Genomic DNA, 15,982 nt, shown 5'->3' with positions numbered 1-15,982 from the left:
CGCGCCCGAAGCCCCGTCCGACCCCCGCGTCCACCCCGCTTTTCGCACACACCCTCTTCAAGGAGCCTCCCTTGGCCAAGATTCTGATCGTCGGCGCCGGCCAGGCCGGGCTGCAGCTCGCCCTGGGCCTGCAGGGCGACGGCCACGACGTCACGGTGATGACGGACCGGACGCCGGACGAGATCCGCGGCGGCCGGGTGCTGTCCACGCAGTGCATGTTCGACACCTCGCTCGGCCACGAGCGGGCGCTGGGGCTGAACCTGTGGGACGGTCAGGCCCCGCGGGTCGAGGGGCTGGGCGTCTCGGTCAGCGGCCCGGACGCCGCGCGGGTCATCGACTGGGTCGGCCGGCTGGACGGCCCGGCGCAGTCGGTGGACCAGCGGGTGAAGATGCCGGCCTGGCTGGAGCTGTTCGCCGAGCGCGGCGGCAAGGTCGTCGTCAACGGCGTCACCGTCTCCGATCTGGACCTGCTGGTCCGCGGCTACGACCTGACCCTGGTCGCGGCGGGCAAGGGCGAGCTGGTGTCGATGTTCGCCCGCAACCCGGAGCGCTCGCCGTACACCGCGCCGCAGCGCGCCCTCGCCGTCTCCTACGTGCACGGCCTCGGCCCGCGCCCGGAGCACGACTTCGCGGCCGTGCGCTGCAACCTGGTGCCCGGCGTCGGCGAGCTGTTCGTGATACCGGCGCTCACCCTCTCCGGCCCCTGCGACATCCTGTTCTGGGAGGGCGTGCCCGGCGGCCCGCTGGACGTCTTCGAGCCCGCGCTGGCGCCCGAGGAGCACCTGCGGCGCACCCTGGAGCTGATGCGGACGTACACCCCCTGGGAGTACCAGCGCACCCTCGGCGGGGTGGAGCTGACCGACGGCCGGGCCACCCTGGCCGGCCGCTACACCCCGGTGGTCCGTCACGCCGTGGGCGAACTGCCCAGCGGGGGAACGGTGCTGGGCGTGGCCGACGTGGTCGTCGCCAATGACCCGATCACCGGCCAGGGCTCCAACAGCGCCTCCAAGTGCGCCACCAGCTACCTCTCCGCCATCCGCGCCCACGGCGACCGGCCCTTCGACCGCGCCTTCATGGAGGCGGCCTTCGAGGGCTACTGGACCTCCACCGCCGGTGACGTCACCGCCTGGACCAACGCCATGCTGGCGCCGCCGCCCGAGCACGTGCTCAACCTGATCGGCGCGGCCGGGCAGCTGCCGCCGGTGGCCGCCCGCTTCGCCAACGGCTTCGACAACCCGTCGGACTTCCCGAACTGGTTCTTCACGCCGGAGGCCGCCGACGCCTACCTGGGCTCGCTGGCCCAGGGCTGACCCCGCGCCGCCGCCCCGGGCCGGTCAGCGACCGCCCGGGGTGGCCGCCGGGTTGCCGCCCGCGGCGGCGACGGCCTCGTCGTACAGGTCGGGCTCCAGGTAGATCACCCGGGCGATCGGCTCGGCGGCGCGCACCCGGGCCTCGGCCGCGTTGATGGCGCCCGCGATCTGCGCGCCGGTGGCCTCGGCGGGCACCGAGATCTTCGCGGCCACCAGCAGCTCCTCCGGGCCCAGGTGCAGCGTGCGCATGTGGATCACCCGGAACACCGACTCGCCGTCCACCAGTGCCGCCCGGATCCGCTCCACCACCTGCGGGCCCGCCGACTCGCCCAGCAGCAGCGACTTGGTCTCCGTGGCCAGTACCACCGCGATCAGCACCAGCAGCGTCCCGATGCCGAGCGAGCCCGCGCCGTCCCACACCCCGTCATGGGTGAGCACCGCCGTGCCGACCCCGATCAGCGCCAGCACCAGGCCGATCAGCGCGCCGAAGTCCTCCAGCAGCACCACCGGCAGCTCCGGGGCCTTGGCCGTGCGCACGTACTGTGGCCAGGACTGCGCGCCTTTGCCCTGCCGGGCCTCGCCGACGGCGGTGCGGAACGACATGCCCTCGGCGGCCATGGCGAACAGGAGCACGCCGACCGGCCAGTACCAGTCGTCCACCGGGTGCGGGTGGCTGACCTTCTCGTAGCCCTCGTACAGCGCGAACACCCCGCCGAGGGTGAACAGCACGATGGACACCAGGAAGCCGGAGACGTACCGCTCGCGCCCGTAGCCGAAGGGGTGCTCGGTGTCCGCCGCCCGCTTGGCCCGGCGGCCGCCGAACAGCAGCAGCACCTGGTTGCCGGAGTCGGCCAGCGAGTGCACCCCCTCGGCCAGCATCGAGGAGGAGCCGCTGAAGGCGAAGGCGACGAACTTGGCCACGGCGATGGCGAGGTTGGCGCCCAGCGCCGCGACCACGGCCCTGCTGCCTCCGGAGGCGCTCATCGGACGCTGACTCCCTTCGGGTCCACGGAACTTCGGGCCGACTGCCCCGGTCGGCGGCTCAGCCGCCGACGGCGCTGCCGGTGCCGCGAGCGTACCGGCTCAGGAACAGTGCCTCGACATGCGCCATGTGCTCGATCTCGGCCGGGTCCACGCTCTCGTCGGGCGCGTGGATCAGGCAGCGCGGCTCCTCGACGCCCATCAGCACGATCTCCGCCTCCGGGAAGGTCCGCGCGAAGACGTTGCACAGCGGGATGGAGCCGCCCTGGCCCATGACCGACATCGGCCGCCCGTAGACCTCCTTCATGGCCGCGTCCAGCGTCGCGTAGGCGGGGCCGCCGGTGTCTGCCCGGAACGGCGAGCCGGTGGACTCGTTCTCGACGGACACCCGCACCCCCCAGGGCGCCGCCGCGCGCAGGTGGGCCGCGAGCGCGTCCCGGGCGGCGACCGGGTCCATGCCCGGCGGCACCCGCAGGCTCACCCGCGCCCGGGCGCTGCCGGGGACGGCGGCGGCCGAGCCGACCACCGGCGGGCAGTCGATGCCCAGCACGGTCACCGCCGGGCGGGCCCACAGCCGGTCGGCGACGGTACCGGAGCCGGTCAGCCCGACCCCGTCCAGGACCCCGGCGTCGGCGCGGAACTGTTGCTCGTCGTAGCCGACGCCGTCCCAGGTGCCCGTGCAGTCCAGGCCGTCGATCCGGGTGCCGCCGTCCGGGTCGCGCAGCGAGTCCAGCATCCGGATCAGCGCCGCCAGGGCGTCCGGGGCCGCGCCGCCGAACATCCCCGAGTGGACGTTGCCGTGCAGGCTGTCCACGCCCACCACCAGGTTGGCCATCCCGCGCAGACTGGTGGTGGCAGTCGGCACGCCCACCGCCGCGTTGCCGGTGTCGCAGACCAGCAGCACGTCCGCGCGCAGCTCGTCGGCGTGCGGCGGCACGAACTCCTCCATGCCGCCGGTGCCCTGCTCCTCGGAGCCCTCGGCGGCCAGCACGATGCCCACCGGGATGTCGTCGCCGAGCGCCCGCAGCGCGGTCAGGTGCATCACGATGTTGCCCTTGCAGTCGGCGGCGCCGCGCCCGTACCAGCGGCCGTCGCGCTCGGTCAGCTCGAACGGCGGGGAGGTCCAGGCCGCGTCGTCCAGCGGCGGCTGCACGTCGTAGTGGCAGTACAGCAGCACCGTCGGCGCGCCGGGCGGCGGCGGCCGGTGCCCGATGACGGCGTGGCTGCCGTCCGGGGTCGGCTCCAGCCGGACGTCCAGCAGGCCGGCCTCGGTGAACGCGGCCACCAGCCACTCGGCGGCCTCGCGGCAGCGCTCCGGCGGGTACTGGCGCGGGTCGGCGACCGAGGGGATCGCCACCAGCTCGGCCAGGTCGGCCCTGGCCCGGGGCATCAGCGCCGCGATCCGGCTGCGCAGCTCGTCGTGTGCGGTCATGGACTGCTCCTTGGCGTCTCGCGGCGGGCGGGCGGTCACTCGCGCGCGGTGTTGTCGAGGTGGAGGTCTGCGATCTTGGTCTGGAAGTCGGACAGCTGGTCGGGGCAGTACACGGAGAGCACCAGCGCCTCGGCCCGCACCACGTCCGCGTCGGCCAGGACCGGCCGCTGCCCGGGCCCGGCCGCCCCGTTCACCATGGCGTCCTTCCACTGCGCCTGCCGCAGCCCCCCGGAGGGATCCTGGCAGACCGAGCCGCCGTCCGTGCCCAGGGTGTCGGTGATCTCCCGCTGGTCCGGCACCGGGAAGCCGGCCGCCTCCAGCTCGGCGGACAACTGCCGCGCCTTGTCGTTGGCCTGGTTGGAGACCCGGACCTGGTGGAACGTCAGCAGGCCGACCACCAGCAGCGCCACCAGCAGCAGGATCGAGCCCAGGTAGATCCAGCGGTGCTGCGAGGCCGTCAGCGAGCGGCTCATCGGGCCACCTCCGGCGCGGCGTCCCGGTCCAGCTTCCACTCGGGCTTGCGCAGCCTCAGGAACAGGTAGGGGATGACCAGCCCGAGGACGACCAGCCCGCCGCCGACGATGGCCACGTAGCGCCAGGCGCTGCCGCCGCCGAACTGCGAGGAGGGGACGAAGCCGATCGCCATGGCGGCGGCCGAGGCCAGCAGCCCGACGCTGCTGAGCACGGTCAGCGCCGGGGCCCGATAGCCGCGCGGATGGTCCGGCTGGGTCCGCCTCAGCCGGATCGCGGCGGCGAACATCAGCAGGTAGACGATCAGGTACACCTGGGTGGTGATCACCGAGAAGATCCAGTACGCGCTGGAGACGTCCGGGATCAGCGCGTACGCCAGGGCGATGACGGTGGTGACGACGCCCTGGGTGACCAGGATGTTCTGCTGGACGCCGTTCTTGTTCAGCCGCTGCAGGAACGGCGGCAGGTAGCCCTCCTGCCGGGAGATCAGCAGCAGCCCCTTGGACGGCCCGGCCAGCCAGGTGAGCATGCCGCCCAGCGAGGCGGCGATCAGCGCCACCGCGATCACCGGCGTCAGCCAGCCGACGTGGAAGTACGCGAAGAACGAGTCGAACGCCTGCATCACCCCGGCGGTCAGGCTGAGCTGTGCGGCGGGCACGACCCAGCTGATCGCCAGGGCCGGAAGGATGAAGATCAGCAGCACCAGGCCGGAGGCGAGGAACATCGAGCGCGGGAACTCCCGGGCCGGCTTGCGCAGCGAGGAGACGTGGACCGCGTTCATCTCCATGCCGGAGTAGCTGAGGAAGTTGTTGACGATCAGCACCAGGCTGGCCAGCCCGGCCCAGGGCGGCAGGATGTTCCCGGCGTTCATCGGCGCGGCCGAGCTGTTGCCCTGGCCCAGGAAGACCAGGCCGAGCACGACCAGCAGGGTGCCCGGGATCAGCGTGCCGATGACCAGCCCGAATGAGGAGAGCCCGGCCACCGCGCCGGTCCCGCGCGAGGAGACCCAGACGCCGGTCCAGTACAGCACCATGATCACGATCGCGGTGTACAGGCCGTTGCTGGCCAGCCTGGGATTGATCACGTAGGCGATGGTGCTGGCCACGTAGGCGAGCAGGCTCGGGTAGTAGAAGATCGTCATGGCGAACTGGCACCACACCGCCAGGAAGCCCAGCGGCCGGGACAGCCCCTCCGACACCCAGCGGTAGACCCCGCCTTCCCAGCCGGAGGCCAGCTCGGCCGAGACCAGGGCGGTCGGCAGCAGGAACACCAGCGCGGGCAGCAGGTACAGGAAGACGCAGGCCAGGCCGTACACGGCCATGGTCGGGGCGGACCGCAGGCTGGCCACCGAGCTGGTGGTCATCAGCGCCAGGGTGATCCAGGTCATCCGCGGCGCGGGCGCCGATACCCGTCGGCCCTGGGCGCCGGACCGGGTCTGCGGGGCCGTCGGCGGAGCTGCCCCGCCCGGACCGGCTCCCTCCCGCTCGGCCGGGACGTCCATGGTGCTCACGCGGTGACCCTCCTCAACGGGGCCCGGGCGGGCCGCCTCGTCCCACCAGGATCACCGGCCGTGATCGGGTGTGCACGTCGAGTCGGGTCGGGGGCGGGCCCGGTCCGACCGGGGCCGAAGCGGGTCGCAGGCGGGTCGGGCCCGTGCGGCGGGCGGCCTGCGGCGGCCGCCCGCGGCTCAGCGGCGGACCAGCCGGTGCAGCCCGCGCCGCGCCGCCCGCCCGGCCTGGTCGCTCCAGCGCAGCAGCGGCGGGGTGGCCCACAGGCTGACCAGCGCCACCAGCGCGCCGATCACGCAGTCCAGCAGGTAGTGGTTGCCGGTGCCCATCACCACGAACGCGATGGCAAAGGGGTACACCAGGCCGAGGAGGCGCACCAGCCGGTGCCGGGCGTGCAGGAAGACCAGCAGGCCGCACCAGAGCGCCCAGCCCACGTGCAGGCTGGGCATGGCCGCGAACTCGTTGCTCATGTCGGCCAGCCCGCGCGGGGTGCCGCCGCCGCCGGTGCCCCACCAGCCGACTGTGGAGTGCTCCGCCAGGATGTCGGTGAAGTGGTACGAGGAGCCCAGCAGCCGCGGCGGCGCGGTCGGGAAGGCGACGAAGCCGACGACCCCGAGCAGCGTGGCCAGGCCCAGCCAGGTCCGGGCCATGCGGTAGTGGTCGCGGTGCGAGCGCCACACCCAGAACAGCACCGCGACGGTGATCACATAGTGCAGTGAGGCGTAGACGAAGTCCGCCGGCACGCCCAGCCAGGCATGGGTGGCGAACAGGTGGTTCAGCGTCCGCTCCGGGCTGAGGTGCAGTCGGCGCTCCAGCCGGAGGATGGCGTCCCCGTGGTGCTGCGCCTGCAGCAGGCTGGTGTGCACCAGCAGGCGGCTGCCGTCGTATATCGCGTACAGGACCAACAGCACCTCCCAGCCCCACTTGCGGCGCCACCACCGGCGGCGCGGCTCGGCCGCCCCGTCCTGCGCGGAGGCCGGGGCCGGGGGCGCGACACCGACCGTGCCCTCCGGCTCGGTGCCGGAGCTGCGTGCCGACCCGTCGTCGGACTCACGGGTGAGGTATGCGTGATCGCTCTTCATGGACTCTCGGGGTTCGGGGGAGGGCGGACGGGAGGCTGCCTGCGCGTACGGACCGGAGGCTGACGCGAAGCGGATCCCGATGGGGGAGCGGCAGGCCCCTGCGCCTCCCGCGGCCTGCGCCGCCGGGCGATCCTGGGGCAACCGATGGGCTGGTGCGGCGGGCCGCGTCAGCTGTCGGGCGTCCGGTGATGCCCCCGGACGCCGGGGTGTCCCAGGGGCCGGAGACGGCTGGAGAGCGCATCGATTCTGGTTGCCATCCGTTCATCTTCCCTTCTGGTGTGAACGGGCTGTGCAGCCGGGGCCCCTGCTGGCGTCCGCCGCACCCCGGCACGGGCCGCCCGAGCCGGCGGCCGGCGGGCTCCCGGCGGGCTCCCGGGGAGCGCTCCGGGCTGCTCGGGGGACCGGCGGGAACAGCATCGTCCGAGGTCACCGACCGGCCGTTCGGCTGGTGGGAGCGGGCACCGACGCGCGGCAGGGGTCGGGGCGCCCGTCAGGGCTTGCGGCCGACGCCGGCCCAGACCGAGCGAGGGGCGGTGTCCGCGCCGGGGGCGGGCCGCCAGGAGGGGGCGGGCACCAGGCCCGGCTCGAGCAGCTCGGTGCCCTCGAAGAAGCGGGCGACCTGGTCACGGGTGCGGTAGGTGATCTTGGCCGGCATCAGCCGGTCCATCACCGCGCCGGTCCGGGCCATGGCGAGGCCGTTGATGTCGGCGGCCGGCTGGGACAGCGCCAGGTAGCTGCCGGAGACCACCTCGGACAGCACGGTGGCGACCAGGCCCGCCGGATCGTCCTCGTCCGGGATGCAGTGCATCAGCCCCGCCATGACCACCGCGATCGGCTGGTCGAAGTCCAGCGTCGAGCGCGCCTCCAGCAGGATCTTCTCGGTGTCCCGGACGTCGGCGTGGATGTAGGTGGTGGCCCCGGACGGGCTGCCGGTCAGCAGCGCCCGGGCGTGGACCAGCACGATCGGGTCGTTGTCGGCGTAGACGATCCGCGCCTGGGGGTCGACCCGCTGGGCCACCTCGTGGGTGTTGTCGGCCGAGGGGAGCCCGGTGCCCAGGTCCAGGAACTGCCGGATCCCGGCCTCCGCGGCCAGGTAGTGCACCGCCCGGCCGAGGAAGGCCCGGTTGGCGCGCACGTTGTGGGTCACCGGGTTGCCGGTGGCGATGACCTTCTCGGCGACCTCGCGGTCCACCGCGTAGTTGTCCTTGCCGCCGAGCCAGTAGTCGTACACCCGGGCGATGTGGGGTATGCCGGTGTCGAGCCGACCCTGGTCCCGGCCCTGCGGCTCCGGATACGTCGAACCCTCTGCCATGCTTCCCCACCCTCGTCGGCGTACATCCCCGGACGTAACGCTCCTGCTGCCGTACGGCTGCTGCCGTACTGCGCGGCGCGTGTGCCCGTGCGGCGCGCCCCCGGGGCAAGAGTATGCCCGGTACGACGGCCGGAGAAGTCGCCTGATGATCACTCAGGGCCCGGCCCCGCGCGGCCGGTCCGCAGCCGGGCGGGGTCCGCGGCCCGGCGGTCGGCGCCGACTGGCATGATCGGGAAGGGAGGTGGTTGCCATGGCGACCGAGGACACGCCGCCGGACGGCGAGGCCGAGCGGGTCACGGCGTTCTGGCGGGAGCTGGGACTGCCGGGGCTCGTCGATGTTCACACCCACTTCATGCCCGACCGGGTGCTGGACAAGGTCTGGGCCTACTTCGACGCGGCCGGGCCGCTGGTCGGGCGGAGCTGGCCGATCACCTACCGGATGCGGGAGGAGCAGCGGCTGGAGGTGCTGCGCTCGTTCGGGGTCCGGGCCTTCACCGCCATGCTCTACCCGCACAAGCCTGCCATGGCCGCCTGGCTCAACGCCTGGGCCGCCGACTTCGCCGCCCGCACCCCGGACTGCCTGCACACCGCGACCTTCTTCCCCGAGCCGGAGGCCGCCGACTACGTCGAGCAGGCGGTGCGGCAGGGCGCGCGGGTGTTCAAGGCGCATGTGCAGGTCGGCGGCTACGACCCCAACGACGCGCTGCTGGAGCCGGTGTGGGGGCTGCTGGCCGAGGCCGGGGTGCCGGTGGTGGCCCACTGCGGCTCGGGGCCGGTGCCGGGGAAGCACACCGGCCCCGAGCCGATCGCCCGGCTGCTGGCCCGGCACCCCCGGCTGCGGCTGGTCGTCGCCCACATGGGGATGCCGGAGTACGGCGACTTCCTCGACCTCGCGGCCCGCCACCCCGGCGTACGGCTGGACACCACCATGGCCTTCACCGACTTCAGCGAGGCGACGGCGCCGTTCCCGCCGTCCGAGCTGCCCAGGCTGGCCGACTTCGGCGACCGCATCCTGTTCGGCAGCGACTACCCCAACCTCCCCTACCCCTACCTGCACGCGCTGGAGGCGCTGGCCCGGCTCGACCTGGGCCGGGACTGGCTGCGGGCGGTCTGCCACGACAACGCCGCCGCCCTGTTCGGGCCCGCCCCGGCCGCGCCCCGGACGGAGGGGACGGACACGGCCGAGGTGTGAGATCATCGCTGGCAAATGGTCTATACCACGGTCGGTACCACAGGGCGCACGCCTGGGATGGGTGGGATTTCAGCATGGAGATTGTGATCGTTCCGGACGCCGCAGCGGGCGGCGAGCTCATCGCTGCGGCCATCGTCGAGCTGCTGTCCCGCAAGCCGGACGCGCTGCTCGGCGTCGCCACCGGATCGACCCCGCTGCCGATCTACCAGGCGCTCACCGCCAAGGTCCGCGACCTGGGGCTGGACGTCTCCCGGGCCAGGATCTGCCAGCTGGACGAGTACGTCGGCCTGCCCAAGGGCCACCCCGAGTCCTACCGCTCGGTGGTGCTGCGCGAGGTGGTGGAGCCGCTCGGCCTGACCGAGGCGTCCTTCATGGGCCCGGACGGCTCGGTCGCGGCCGAGGCCGTCGCCGCCGCCTGCGCCGCCTACGACCAGGCCCTGGCCGACGCCGGCGGGGTGGACCTGCAGCTGCTGGGCATAGGGACCGACGGCCACATCGGCTTCAACGAGCCCTGCTCCTCGCTGGCCTCCCGCACCCGGATCAAGACCCTCACCCAGCAGACCCGGGAGGACAACGCCCGCTTCTTCGACAGCCTGGACGAGGTCCCGCACCACGTGATCACCCAGGGCATCGGGACCATCCTGGAAGCCCGCCACCTGGTGCTGCTGGCCACCGGCGAGGCCAAGGCCGAGGCCGTGGCGCTGACGGTGGAGGGCCCGGTCGCGGGCGTCGTCCCCGCCTCGGCGCTGCAGCTGCACCCGCACGCCACCGTCGTCGTGGACGAGGCCGCCGCCTCCGAGCTCAAGCTGGCCGACTACTTCCGGGCCACCTACGCCGCCAAGCCGTCCTGGCAGGGCATCTGACGGGCACCCGGCTGTGGGCCCGGTTGCGGCCTCAGCGGGTGCGGGCCGGGACCACTGCGACCGGGCAGTGGGCCTGGTCGAGCAGTGCGTCGGCGGCCCGGCCCAGCGGGTCGGTCATCAGGACGCCGCTCAGCTCGCGGCCCACGGCCACCAGCTCCGCCGTCCGGGAGAGCTCCACCAGCCAGTCGGACTCGTCCCGTGCGGAGTACTCGGCCGTGACGTCCAGGGCCGGGTGGTCCTGGTGCAGCGCGGCCAGCACGGTCTCCAGCTCGTCCCTGGCCGCGTCGGCCCGCTCGGTCGAGGGCAGGTCGCCGACGATCAGCCGCAGCGGGGCCTCCAGCGCGTGCGCGGCCGAGACCGCGAACGCCAGCACCTCGGGGCGCAGGTCGAACGGGTCCAGGCCGATCAGGATGTGCCCGGCGGTGACGTCCTCGGCCCGCTTGTGCACCACCACCGGGCAGCGCGCGTAGCCGGCCGCCGCCCGGCTGACCGAACCGGCCAGCCAGCCGCGCAGACCGCTCAGGCCGCGGGTGCCGGTCACCAGCAGCGCCGCGCCCCGGCTCTGCGCGGGCAGTACGTGCCTGGGGTCGCCCGAGACCACCCGGGTGGCCACGGCGAGGCCGGGCGCCACCGCCTTGGCCCTGTCCACCGCCTCGCCGGTCACCGGGCTGTCCTGGGACGGCTCCGGGCCCGGGCCGAGCAGCACCTCGGCCAGGCCGCCGGTGGTCGGCTCGACGTTCAGCACCCGCAGCGGCGCGCCGACCCGGGCGGCGGCCCGCGCCGTCCACTCCAGAGCGGCCCAGGCGTCGTCGGATCCGTCGACGGCGACCAGGAAGGGGCGGATCGACTCCATGGGGCGACTCCTGCACGGTGAGGATCCCTGGCGGGATTCCGGCGGGGGCGGCAGCCCACCTCAGCGGGAGCATAGCAAGCACTGTCATACCAGCACATATCGGACACTCTTCCCCGGTGTGCCCGTCTCGGCCGCCCTCCTGGCGCCGACGCGCGGCCGAGGCCACCGCGCGCCCGCCCCGACCCGGCCCGCACTCGCCGTCGGACAACTGTGCCCCCGAGCATCCGCGCGGGCCCGCCGGGGCGGTAGCGTGCGTGCTGCGGTGCGGCGAAGTCGCCCGTGGCCGGGGGAAACAGGGCCGGTGCACATCATGCGGAGGGACGTTCATGCAGGCTGAGGTCAAGGGCAGCACGCTGCCCGTACTGGAGATCCAACTCGAGCCCAAGGAGTCCGTGATCTCCATGCACGGCGAGCTGTCGTGGATGACGGCGAACGTGCACATGTCGCAGACCACCAAGGCCGGCTCGGGCGGCCTGATGGGCACGCTCAAGCGCGCGGTCGGCGGCGGCGGCATCTTCCTGACGCAGTACCAGGCCAAGGACGGCGCGGGCCTGGTGGCCTTCGCCGCGAAGGTGCCCGGCCACATCGTGCCGGTGGACGTCGAGCGGGGCCAGGGCTACCTGGTGCACCGCCACGGCTGGCTGTGCGGCACGCCCGGCGTCGCCGCCACCGTGGGTCTGCAGCACACCTTCCGCGGCGGCATGTGGGGCGGGGACGGCTTCGTCCTGCAGAAGCTGGAGGGGCAGGGCCGCGCCTGGGTCGAGCTGTCCGGGGAGCTGAGCCACTACAACCTGGGCCCCGGCCAGACGATGCTGGTCCACCCGGGCCACGTCGGCATGTTCGAGGACCGGGTGAAGTTCAAGATGACCACCGTCCCCGGCATCGCCAACAAGGTCTTCGGCCGTGACGGCTACCTCCTGGTCGCGCTGACCGGGCCGGGGCAGATATGGCTGCAGAGCATGCCGCTGCCCAACCTGGCGCACGCCCTCGAGCCGTACCTGCCGCAGCCCGACAACGGCTGAGCCGAGGCCGTCAGGACGGCGAGCGAGGCAGAGTACACCGCCCGGCGGGTCAGTTGCAGGCTTCTGCAATTTGTCAGTGCCGTCACTGCCCGCTCGCCTAGCGTCACTGTCCATGGCATCCACGGACATCGCACTCAAGGAAGCAATGGCCATCGAGGGCGCGCTCGGCGTCGCCCTGGTGGACGTGAACAGCGGGCTGGCGCTGGGAACCCTCGGCGGCGGCACCGACCTCGACCTCAACGCCGCCGCGGCGGGCAACACCGACGTGGTGCGCGCCAAGCAGCGCACCATGGAGATGCTCGGCATCACCGGCGCCATCGACGACATCCTGATCACCCTCAGCGGCCAGTACCACATCATCCGCCCGCTCACCTCGCGCAGCGGCGGCGGTCTGTTCCTCTACCTGGCCCTGGACCGCAAGCGGGCCAACCTGGCCATGGCCCGCCGGATGCTGCAGCAGCTCGAAGGCAAGCTGGAGGTCTGATGCAGCCCCCGCTCTACCAGTTGAAGGCCGAGTTCTTCCGGATGCTGGGGCACCCGGTCCGGATCAGAGTGCTGGAGCTGCTCCAGGACGGGCCCATGCCGGTGCGCGATCTGCTGGCCGACATCAAGGTGGAGCCCTCCAACCTGTCCCAGCAGCTGGCCCATCTGCGGCGCGCGGGCATCGTGATCTCGCTGCGGCAGGGGCCGACCGTGCTGTACGCGCTCGCCGGGCCCGACGTCGCCGACCTGCTGCGCGCCGCCCGGCGCATCCTGACCGTGCTGCTCGCCGACCGCGAGGGCATGCTGGAGCAGCTGCGCCAGGTGGACGTGGTGGCCGGGGCGGTCAGCGAGGTGTGACCGCGCCGCCGGGCGGGCCGGGGCCGGAGCGGACAGGGCATCCGCCCCGGCCGGGTGCGCGGCCGGGGGTGTGCGCCGACTACTCCAGCGGGGCGCCGGGCTGCGCGCCGGAGCGCAGCGGGACCTCCCGGACCAGCCAGGTGAAGAGGAAGGTGAGGAAGGCCAGCGCGGTGCCGCCGATCAGCACGCTGTGCAGGCCGTCGGTGACCGCCGACTTGAAGGCCAGCTGGACCGCGCCGGGCAGGTGGGCCAGGGCCGAGGGCGGGATGTGCGCTCCGGTGGAGGCGAGGGCGTGCCCGGCCGCGCCGAGGTGGCTGCTGAGCGAGTGGGTCAGCCGCTGGGTGTAGAGGGAGCCGAAGACGGCGATGCCCAGCGAGCCGCCGACGGTGCGGAACAGCGTCACCGAGCCGCTGGCGGCGCCCATGTTGCGCAGCGGGACGCTGTTCTGGGTGATGAGCATGGTGTTCTGCATCAGGAAGCCCATGCCCAGGCCGAGGACGGTGGTGAGCAGCGACGCGGTCAGGGTGGAGGTGCCGACGTCGAGCAGCAGCAGGAGCGCCATGCCGACGGTCAGCACCGCCCCGCCGACGATCATCAGGGTGCGGTACCTGCCGGTGCGGGAGACCGCCTGGCCGCTGCCGATCATCACCGCGAGCATGCCGAACATCAGCGGGAGCAGCAGCAGGCCGCTGGCGGTCGGCGAGGCGCCGCGGACGTACTGGAAGTACTGCGGCAGGAAGTTGATGGCGCCGAACATGGCCGCGCCGACCAGGAAGCTGAGGATCTGGGCGGTGGTGAAGTTGCGGTCCTTGAACATCGACGGCGGCAGGATCGGCTCCGGCGCCCGGCCCTGGAAGTGCACGAAGGCGGCCAGCGCGGCGATGCCGCAGACGGCCAGCCCGATGACGGGGGCCGAGAGCCAGGCGTACTGCACCCCGCCCCAGGAGGCGACCAGGGTGATCGCCACGATGCCGACGCCCAGCAGCAGCGCGCCGGTGTAGTCGATCCTGGCCTCGATCCGGCGCCGGGGCAGCTTCATGCCCAGGCCGGTGACCAGCAGCGCGGCGATGCCCAGCGGAATGTTGATGTAGAAGCACCAGCGCCAGCTCAGGTGCTCGGTGAGCAGGCCGCCCAGCAGCGGGCCGCCGACGAAGGCGACCGGCATCATGCCGCCGATCAGCGCCTGGAACCGGCCGCGCTCGCGCGGCGGGACCAGGTCGCCCAGGGTGGCCATGGCGCCGACCATCAGCCCGCCCGAGCCCAGGCCCTGGAGGCCGCGGAAGGCGATCAGCTGGTCCATGTCCTGGGCCAGGCCGGTGAGCGCCGAGCCGATCAGGAAGATGACGATGGACAGCATGAACATCGCCTTGCGCCCGTACAGGTCGCCCAGCTTGCCCCAGACCGGGGTGGTGACGGCGGCGCCCAGGGTGTAGGCGGTGACCACCCAGGAGAGGTGGGAGAGACCACCGAGGTCGCCGACGATGGTGGGCAGGGCCGTGCTGACGATCAGGTTGTCCAGCATGGCGATGAGCATGCCGAGCATCAGCCCGATGACGGCGACGTAGACGGAGCGGCTGACGCCGTCGGGCGCCTCGGTCTCCGGAGGTAGTGTTCTCGCTTCGGACATCGCCCTCATCCTCTCGGAGGCCGCGACCCGGGGACCGGCCTTACCTGCCGCCCGGCTAGTTACCTCTACCGACGGTAGGCGCTGCGCTGACCCGTCGTCAATCGCATCCGGGCATGGGCGCGTCCCGCGTCGGGGGAGGACGGATCGGCGGCGGATCGGGAACGAATAGGGGGTGATTCGAGGGCGATCCGGCAGCGGAACCGAGCCGGATCGGGCAGGATCGGGGCAAGTCCCGGCCCTGGTGGCGGCCGTCCTGGTGGGGGAGAGTGGAGCCCGTCGGACCATATTGCGCCTTTCTTGCGAACCGATGCAAGATATTTGCAAACAATGGCGTAAGCTTCCGTCCATGACACGACGACTGGCCGAAGTGGCAAAGAAGGTCGGGGTGAGCGAGGCGACGGTCAGTCGCGTGCTCAACGACAAGCCGGGGGTCTCCCCGTCCACCAGGACCGCGGTGCTGACCGCCCTGGACGTCCTCGGGTACGAGCGGCCGACCCAGCTGCGCGGGGAGCGCTCCCGGCTGGTGGGCCTGGTGCTGCCGGAGCTGCAGAACCCGATCTTCCCCGCCTTCGCCGAGGTGGTGGGCGGCGCGCTGGCCCAGCAGGGCTTCACCCCGGTGCTGTGCACCCAGACCGCGGGCGGGGTGTCCGAGGCGGACTACGTGGAGCTGCTGCTGCAGCAGCACGTCTCCGGGGTGGTCTTCTTCGGCGGCCTGTACGCGCAGGCCGAGTCCCCGCACGAGCACTACGCCCGGCTGGCCCAGCGCGGCCTGCCCACGGTGCTGATGAACGCCGCCTTCGACGACTTGGACTTCCCGCAGGTGTCCTGCGACGACGCGGTCGCGGTGGAGCAGGCCATGGGCCACCTGTACTCGCTGGGCCACCGCCGGATCGGGCTGGTGATGGGCCCGCCCGACCACGTCCCCTCGCGGCGCAAGCTGCGCGCCGCCCAGCAGGTCGCCGAGCGCACCGGCCTGGAGCTGTCGGAGTCCTGCGTGGAGCACGCACTGTTCTCGCTGGAGGGCGGGCAGGCCGCCACGGCGCGGCTGCTGCAACGGGGGGTCACCGGCATCGTCTGCGCCAGCGACCCGCTGGCGCTCGGGGCGGTGCGCGCGGTGCGCCGGCGCGGGCTGAGCGTCCCCGGGGACGTCTCGGTGGTCGGCTACGACGACTCCTCGTTCATGGCCTGCACCGATCCGCCGCTGACCACCGTGCGGCAGCCGATCGAGGCCATGGGCCGGGCAGCGGTGGACCTGCTGGTGGGCGAGATCGAGGGGCCCGGGTGACCCATGACGAGGTGCTGTTCGAGCCGGAGCTGGTGGTGCGCGGCTCCACCGGGCCGGTGCCGCGGGCGGACTGACGGGCGGTCGGCGCCGCCGTCGGTGCGTTTGGGCAGGTTGGCAGGGTCGAAGGGCCGGACGGGTACCGTCCGGCCCTTTCGTCGCCTTCGGTCATCCGATCCCTGATTGATGCAAAGATTTTCCGTTCCT

At 73.0% G+C, this 15,982-nt stretch carries 14 protein-coding genes and 1 pseudogene; 7 read left to right on the top strand and 8 right to left on the bottom strand.

Features of this window, described 5'->3' with window-relative positions; genetic code table 11:
• Positions 1-71: 71 nt before the first annotated feature.
• On the top strand, positions 72-1,310 hold the full coding sequence (locus GXW83_RS20025) for a styrene monooxygenase/indole monooxygenase family protein (protein WP_182444396.1): 1,239 nt from the start codon (positions 72-74) through the stop codon (positions 1,308-1,310).
• 24 nt (positions 1,311-1,334) lie between these two features.
• On the opposite strand, the gene GXW83_RS20020 is transcribed toward GXW83_RS20025, so the two are convergent.
• From GXW83_RS20020 to GXW83_RS19995, 6 genes are all read right to left on the bottom strand, one after another.
• On the bottom strand, positions 1,335-2,294 hold the full coding sequence (locus GXW83_RS20020) for a cation diffusion facilitator family transporter (protein ID WP_182444395.1): 960 nt from the start codon (positions 2,292-2,294) through the stop codon (positions 1,335-1,337).
• Between the two features lie 58 nt (positions 2,295-2,352).
• Positions 2,353-3,723, bottom strand: a complete 1,371-nt coding sequence (locus tag GXW83_RS20015; protein WP_182444394.1) for a dipeptidase — start codon at positions 3,721-3,723, stop codon at positions 2,353-2,355.
• Positions 3,724-3,758: 35 nt separating this feature from the next.
• A complete protein-coding gene (locus GXW83_RS20010; protein ID WP_182444393.1) occupies positions 3,759-4,196 on the bottom strand; it encodes a hypothetical protein in 438 nt (145 codons plus the stop codon).
• Positions 4,193-5,704 carry an APC family permease gene (locus tag GXW83_RS20005; protein WP_370466738.1) on the bottom strand — a complete coding sequence of 504 codons (1,512 nt, stop codon included), beginning with the start codon at positions 5,702-5,704 and terminating at the stop codon, positions 4,193-4,195. The genes GXW83_RS20010 and GXW83_RS20005 overlap by 4 nt, the downstream gene beginning before the upstream one ends.
• 177 nt (positions 5,705-5,881) lie before the next feature.
• Entirely contained in the window at positions 5,882-6,784 is a 903-nt protein-coding gene (locus tag GXW83_RS20000) for a phosphatase PAP2 family protein (protein ID WP_182444392.1), read from the bottom strand.
• A gap of 490 nt (positions 6,785-7,274) precedes the next feature.
• Complete coding sequence (locus tag GXW83_RS19995; RefSeq protein WP_182444391.1) at positions 7,275-8,096, bottom strand: SAM-dependent methyltransferase; 822 nt, start codon at positions 8,094-8,096, stop codon at positions 7,275-7,277.
• Between the two features lie 250 nt (positions 8,097-8,346).
• On the opposite strand from GXW83_RS19995, the gene GXW83_RS19990 reads away from it, so the two are divergent.
• Together GXW83_RS19990 and GXW83_RS19985 are read left to right on the top strand one after the other, a co-directional pair.
• Entirely contained in the window at positions 8,347-9,288 is a 942-nt protein-coding gene (locus GXW83_RS19990; protein WP_182444390.1) for an amidohydrolase family protein, read from the top strand.
• Between the two features lie 74 nt (positions 9,289-9,362).
• Positions 9,363-10,151 carry a glucosamine-6-phosphate deaminase gene (locus GXW83_RS19985; protein ID WP_182444389.1) on the top strand — a complete coding sequence of 263 codons (789 nt, stop codon included), beginning with the start codon at positions 9,363-9,365 and terminating at the stop codon, positions 10,149-10,151.
• Positions 10,152-10,182: 31 nt separating this feature from the next.
• Here the strand turns inward: GXW83_RS19985 and GXW83_RS19980 are convergent, their stop codons facing one another.
• Positions 10,183-11,004 (bottom strand): universal stress protein, encoded by an 822-nt coding sequence (locus GXW83_RS19980; RefSeq protein ID WP_182444388.1) that lies wholly within the window; start codon positions 11,002-11,004, stop codon positions 10,183-10,185.
• A 326-nt stretch (positions 11,005-11,330) separates the two neighbouring features.
• Here GXW83_RS19980 and GXW83_RS19975 point away from each other — a divergent pair, with 326 nt between their 5' ends.
• The 3 genes from GXW83_RS19975 to GXW83_RS19965 all read left to right on the top strand — a co-directional run bounded on the left by GXW83_RS19975 (position 11,331) and on the right by GXW83_RS19965 (position 12,866).
• Positions 11,331-12,026 (top strand): TIGR00266 family protein, encoded by a 696-nt coding sequence (locus GXW83_RS19975; RefSeq protein ID WP_182444387.1) that lies wholly within the window; start codon positions 11,331-11,333, stop codon positions 12,024-12,026.
• A 112-nt stretch (positions 12,027-12,138) separates the two neighbouring features.
• Positions 12,139-12,510, top strand: coding sequence for a hypothetical protein (locus tag GXW83_RS19970; protein ID WP_182444386.1), 372 nt, complete (start codon positions 12,139-12,141; stop codon positions 12,508-12,510).
• Complete coding sequence (locus GXW83_RS19965) at positions 12,510-12,866, top strand: helix-turn-helix transcriptional regulator (RefSeq protein WP_182444385.1); 357 nt, start codon at positions 12,510-12,512, stop codon at positions 12,864-12,866. Before GXW83_RS19970 ends, GXW83_RS19965 begins: the two co-directional genes overlap by 1 nt.
• Before the next feature lie 79 nt (positions 12,867-12,945).
• Here GXW83_RS19965 and GXW83_RS19960 read toward each other — a convergent pair whose 3' ends face one another.
• Positions 12,946-14,502, bottom strand: coding sequence for an MDR family MFS transporter (locus GXW83_RS19960; protein ID WP_182444384.1), 1,557 nt, complete (start codon positions 14,500-14,502; stop codon positions 12,946-12,948).
• Between the two features lie 337 nt (positions 14,503-14,839).
• Between GXW83_RS19960 and GXW83_RS19955 the strand changes: the two are divergent.
• Positions 14,840-15,852, top strand: a pseudogene (locus GXW83_RS19955) (LacI family DNA-binding transcriptional regulator).
• Positions 15,853-15,982: the final 130 nt, after the last annotated feature.

The sequence above is a fragment of the Streptacidiphilus sp. PB12-B1b genome, assembly GCF_014084125.1.
GTDB lineage: Bacteria > Actinomycetota > Actinomycetes > Streptomycetales > Streptomycetaceae > Streptacidiphilus.
Note: the sequence above shows the minus strand (reverse complement) of the source record. Positions and strands in the feature narration are given on the sequence as shown.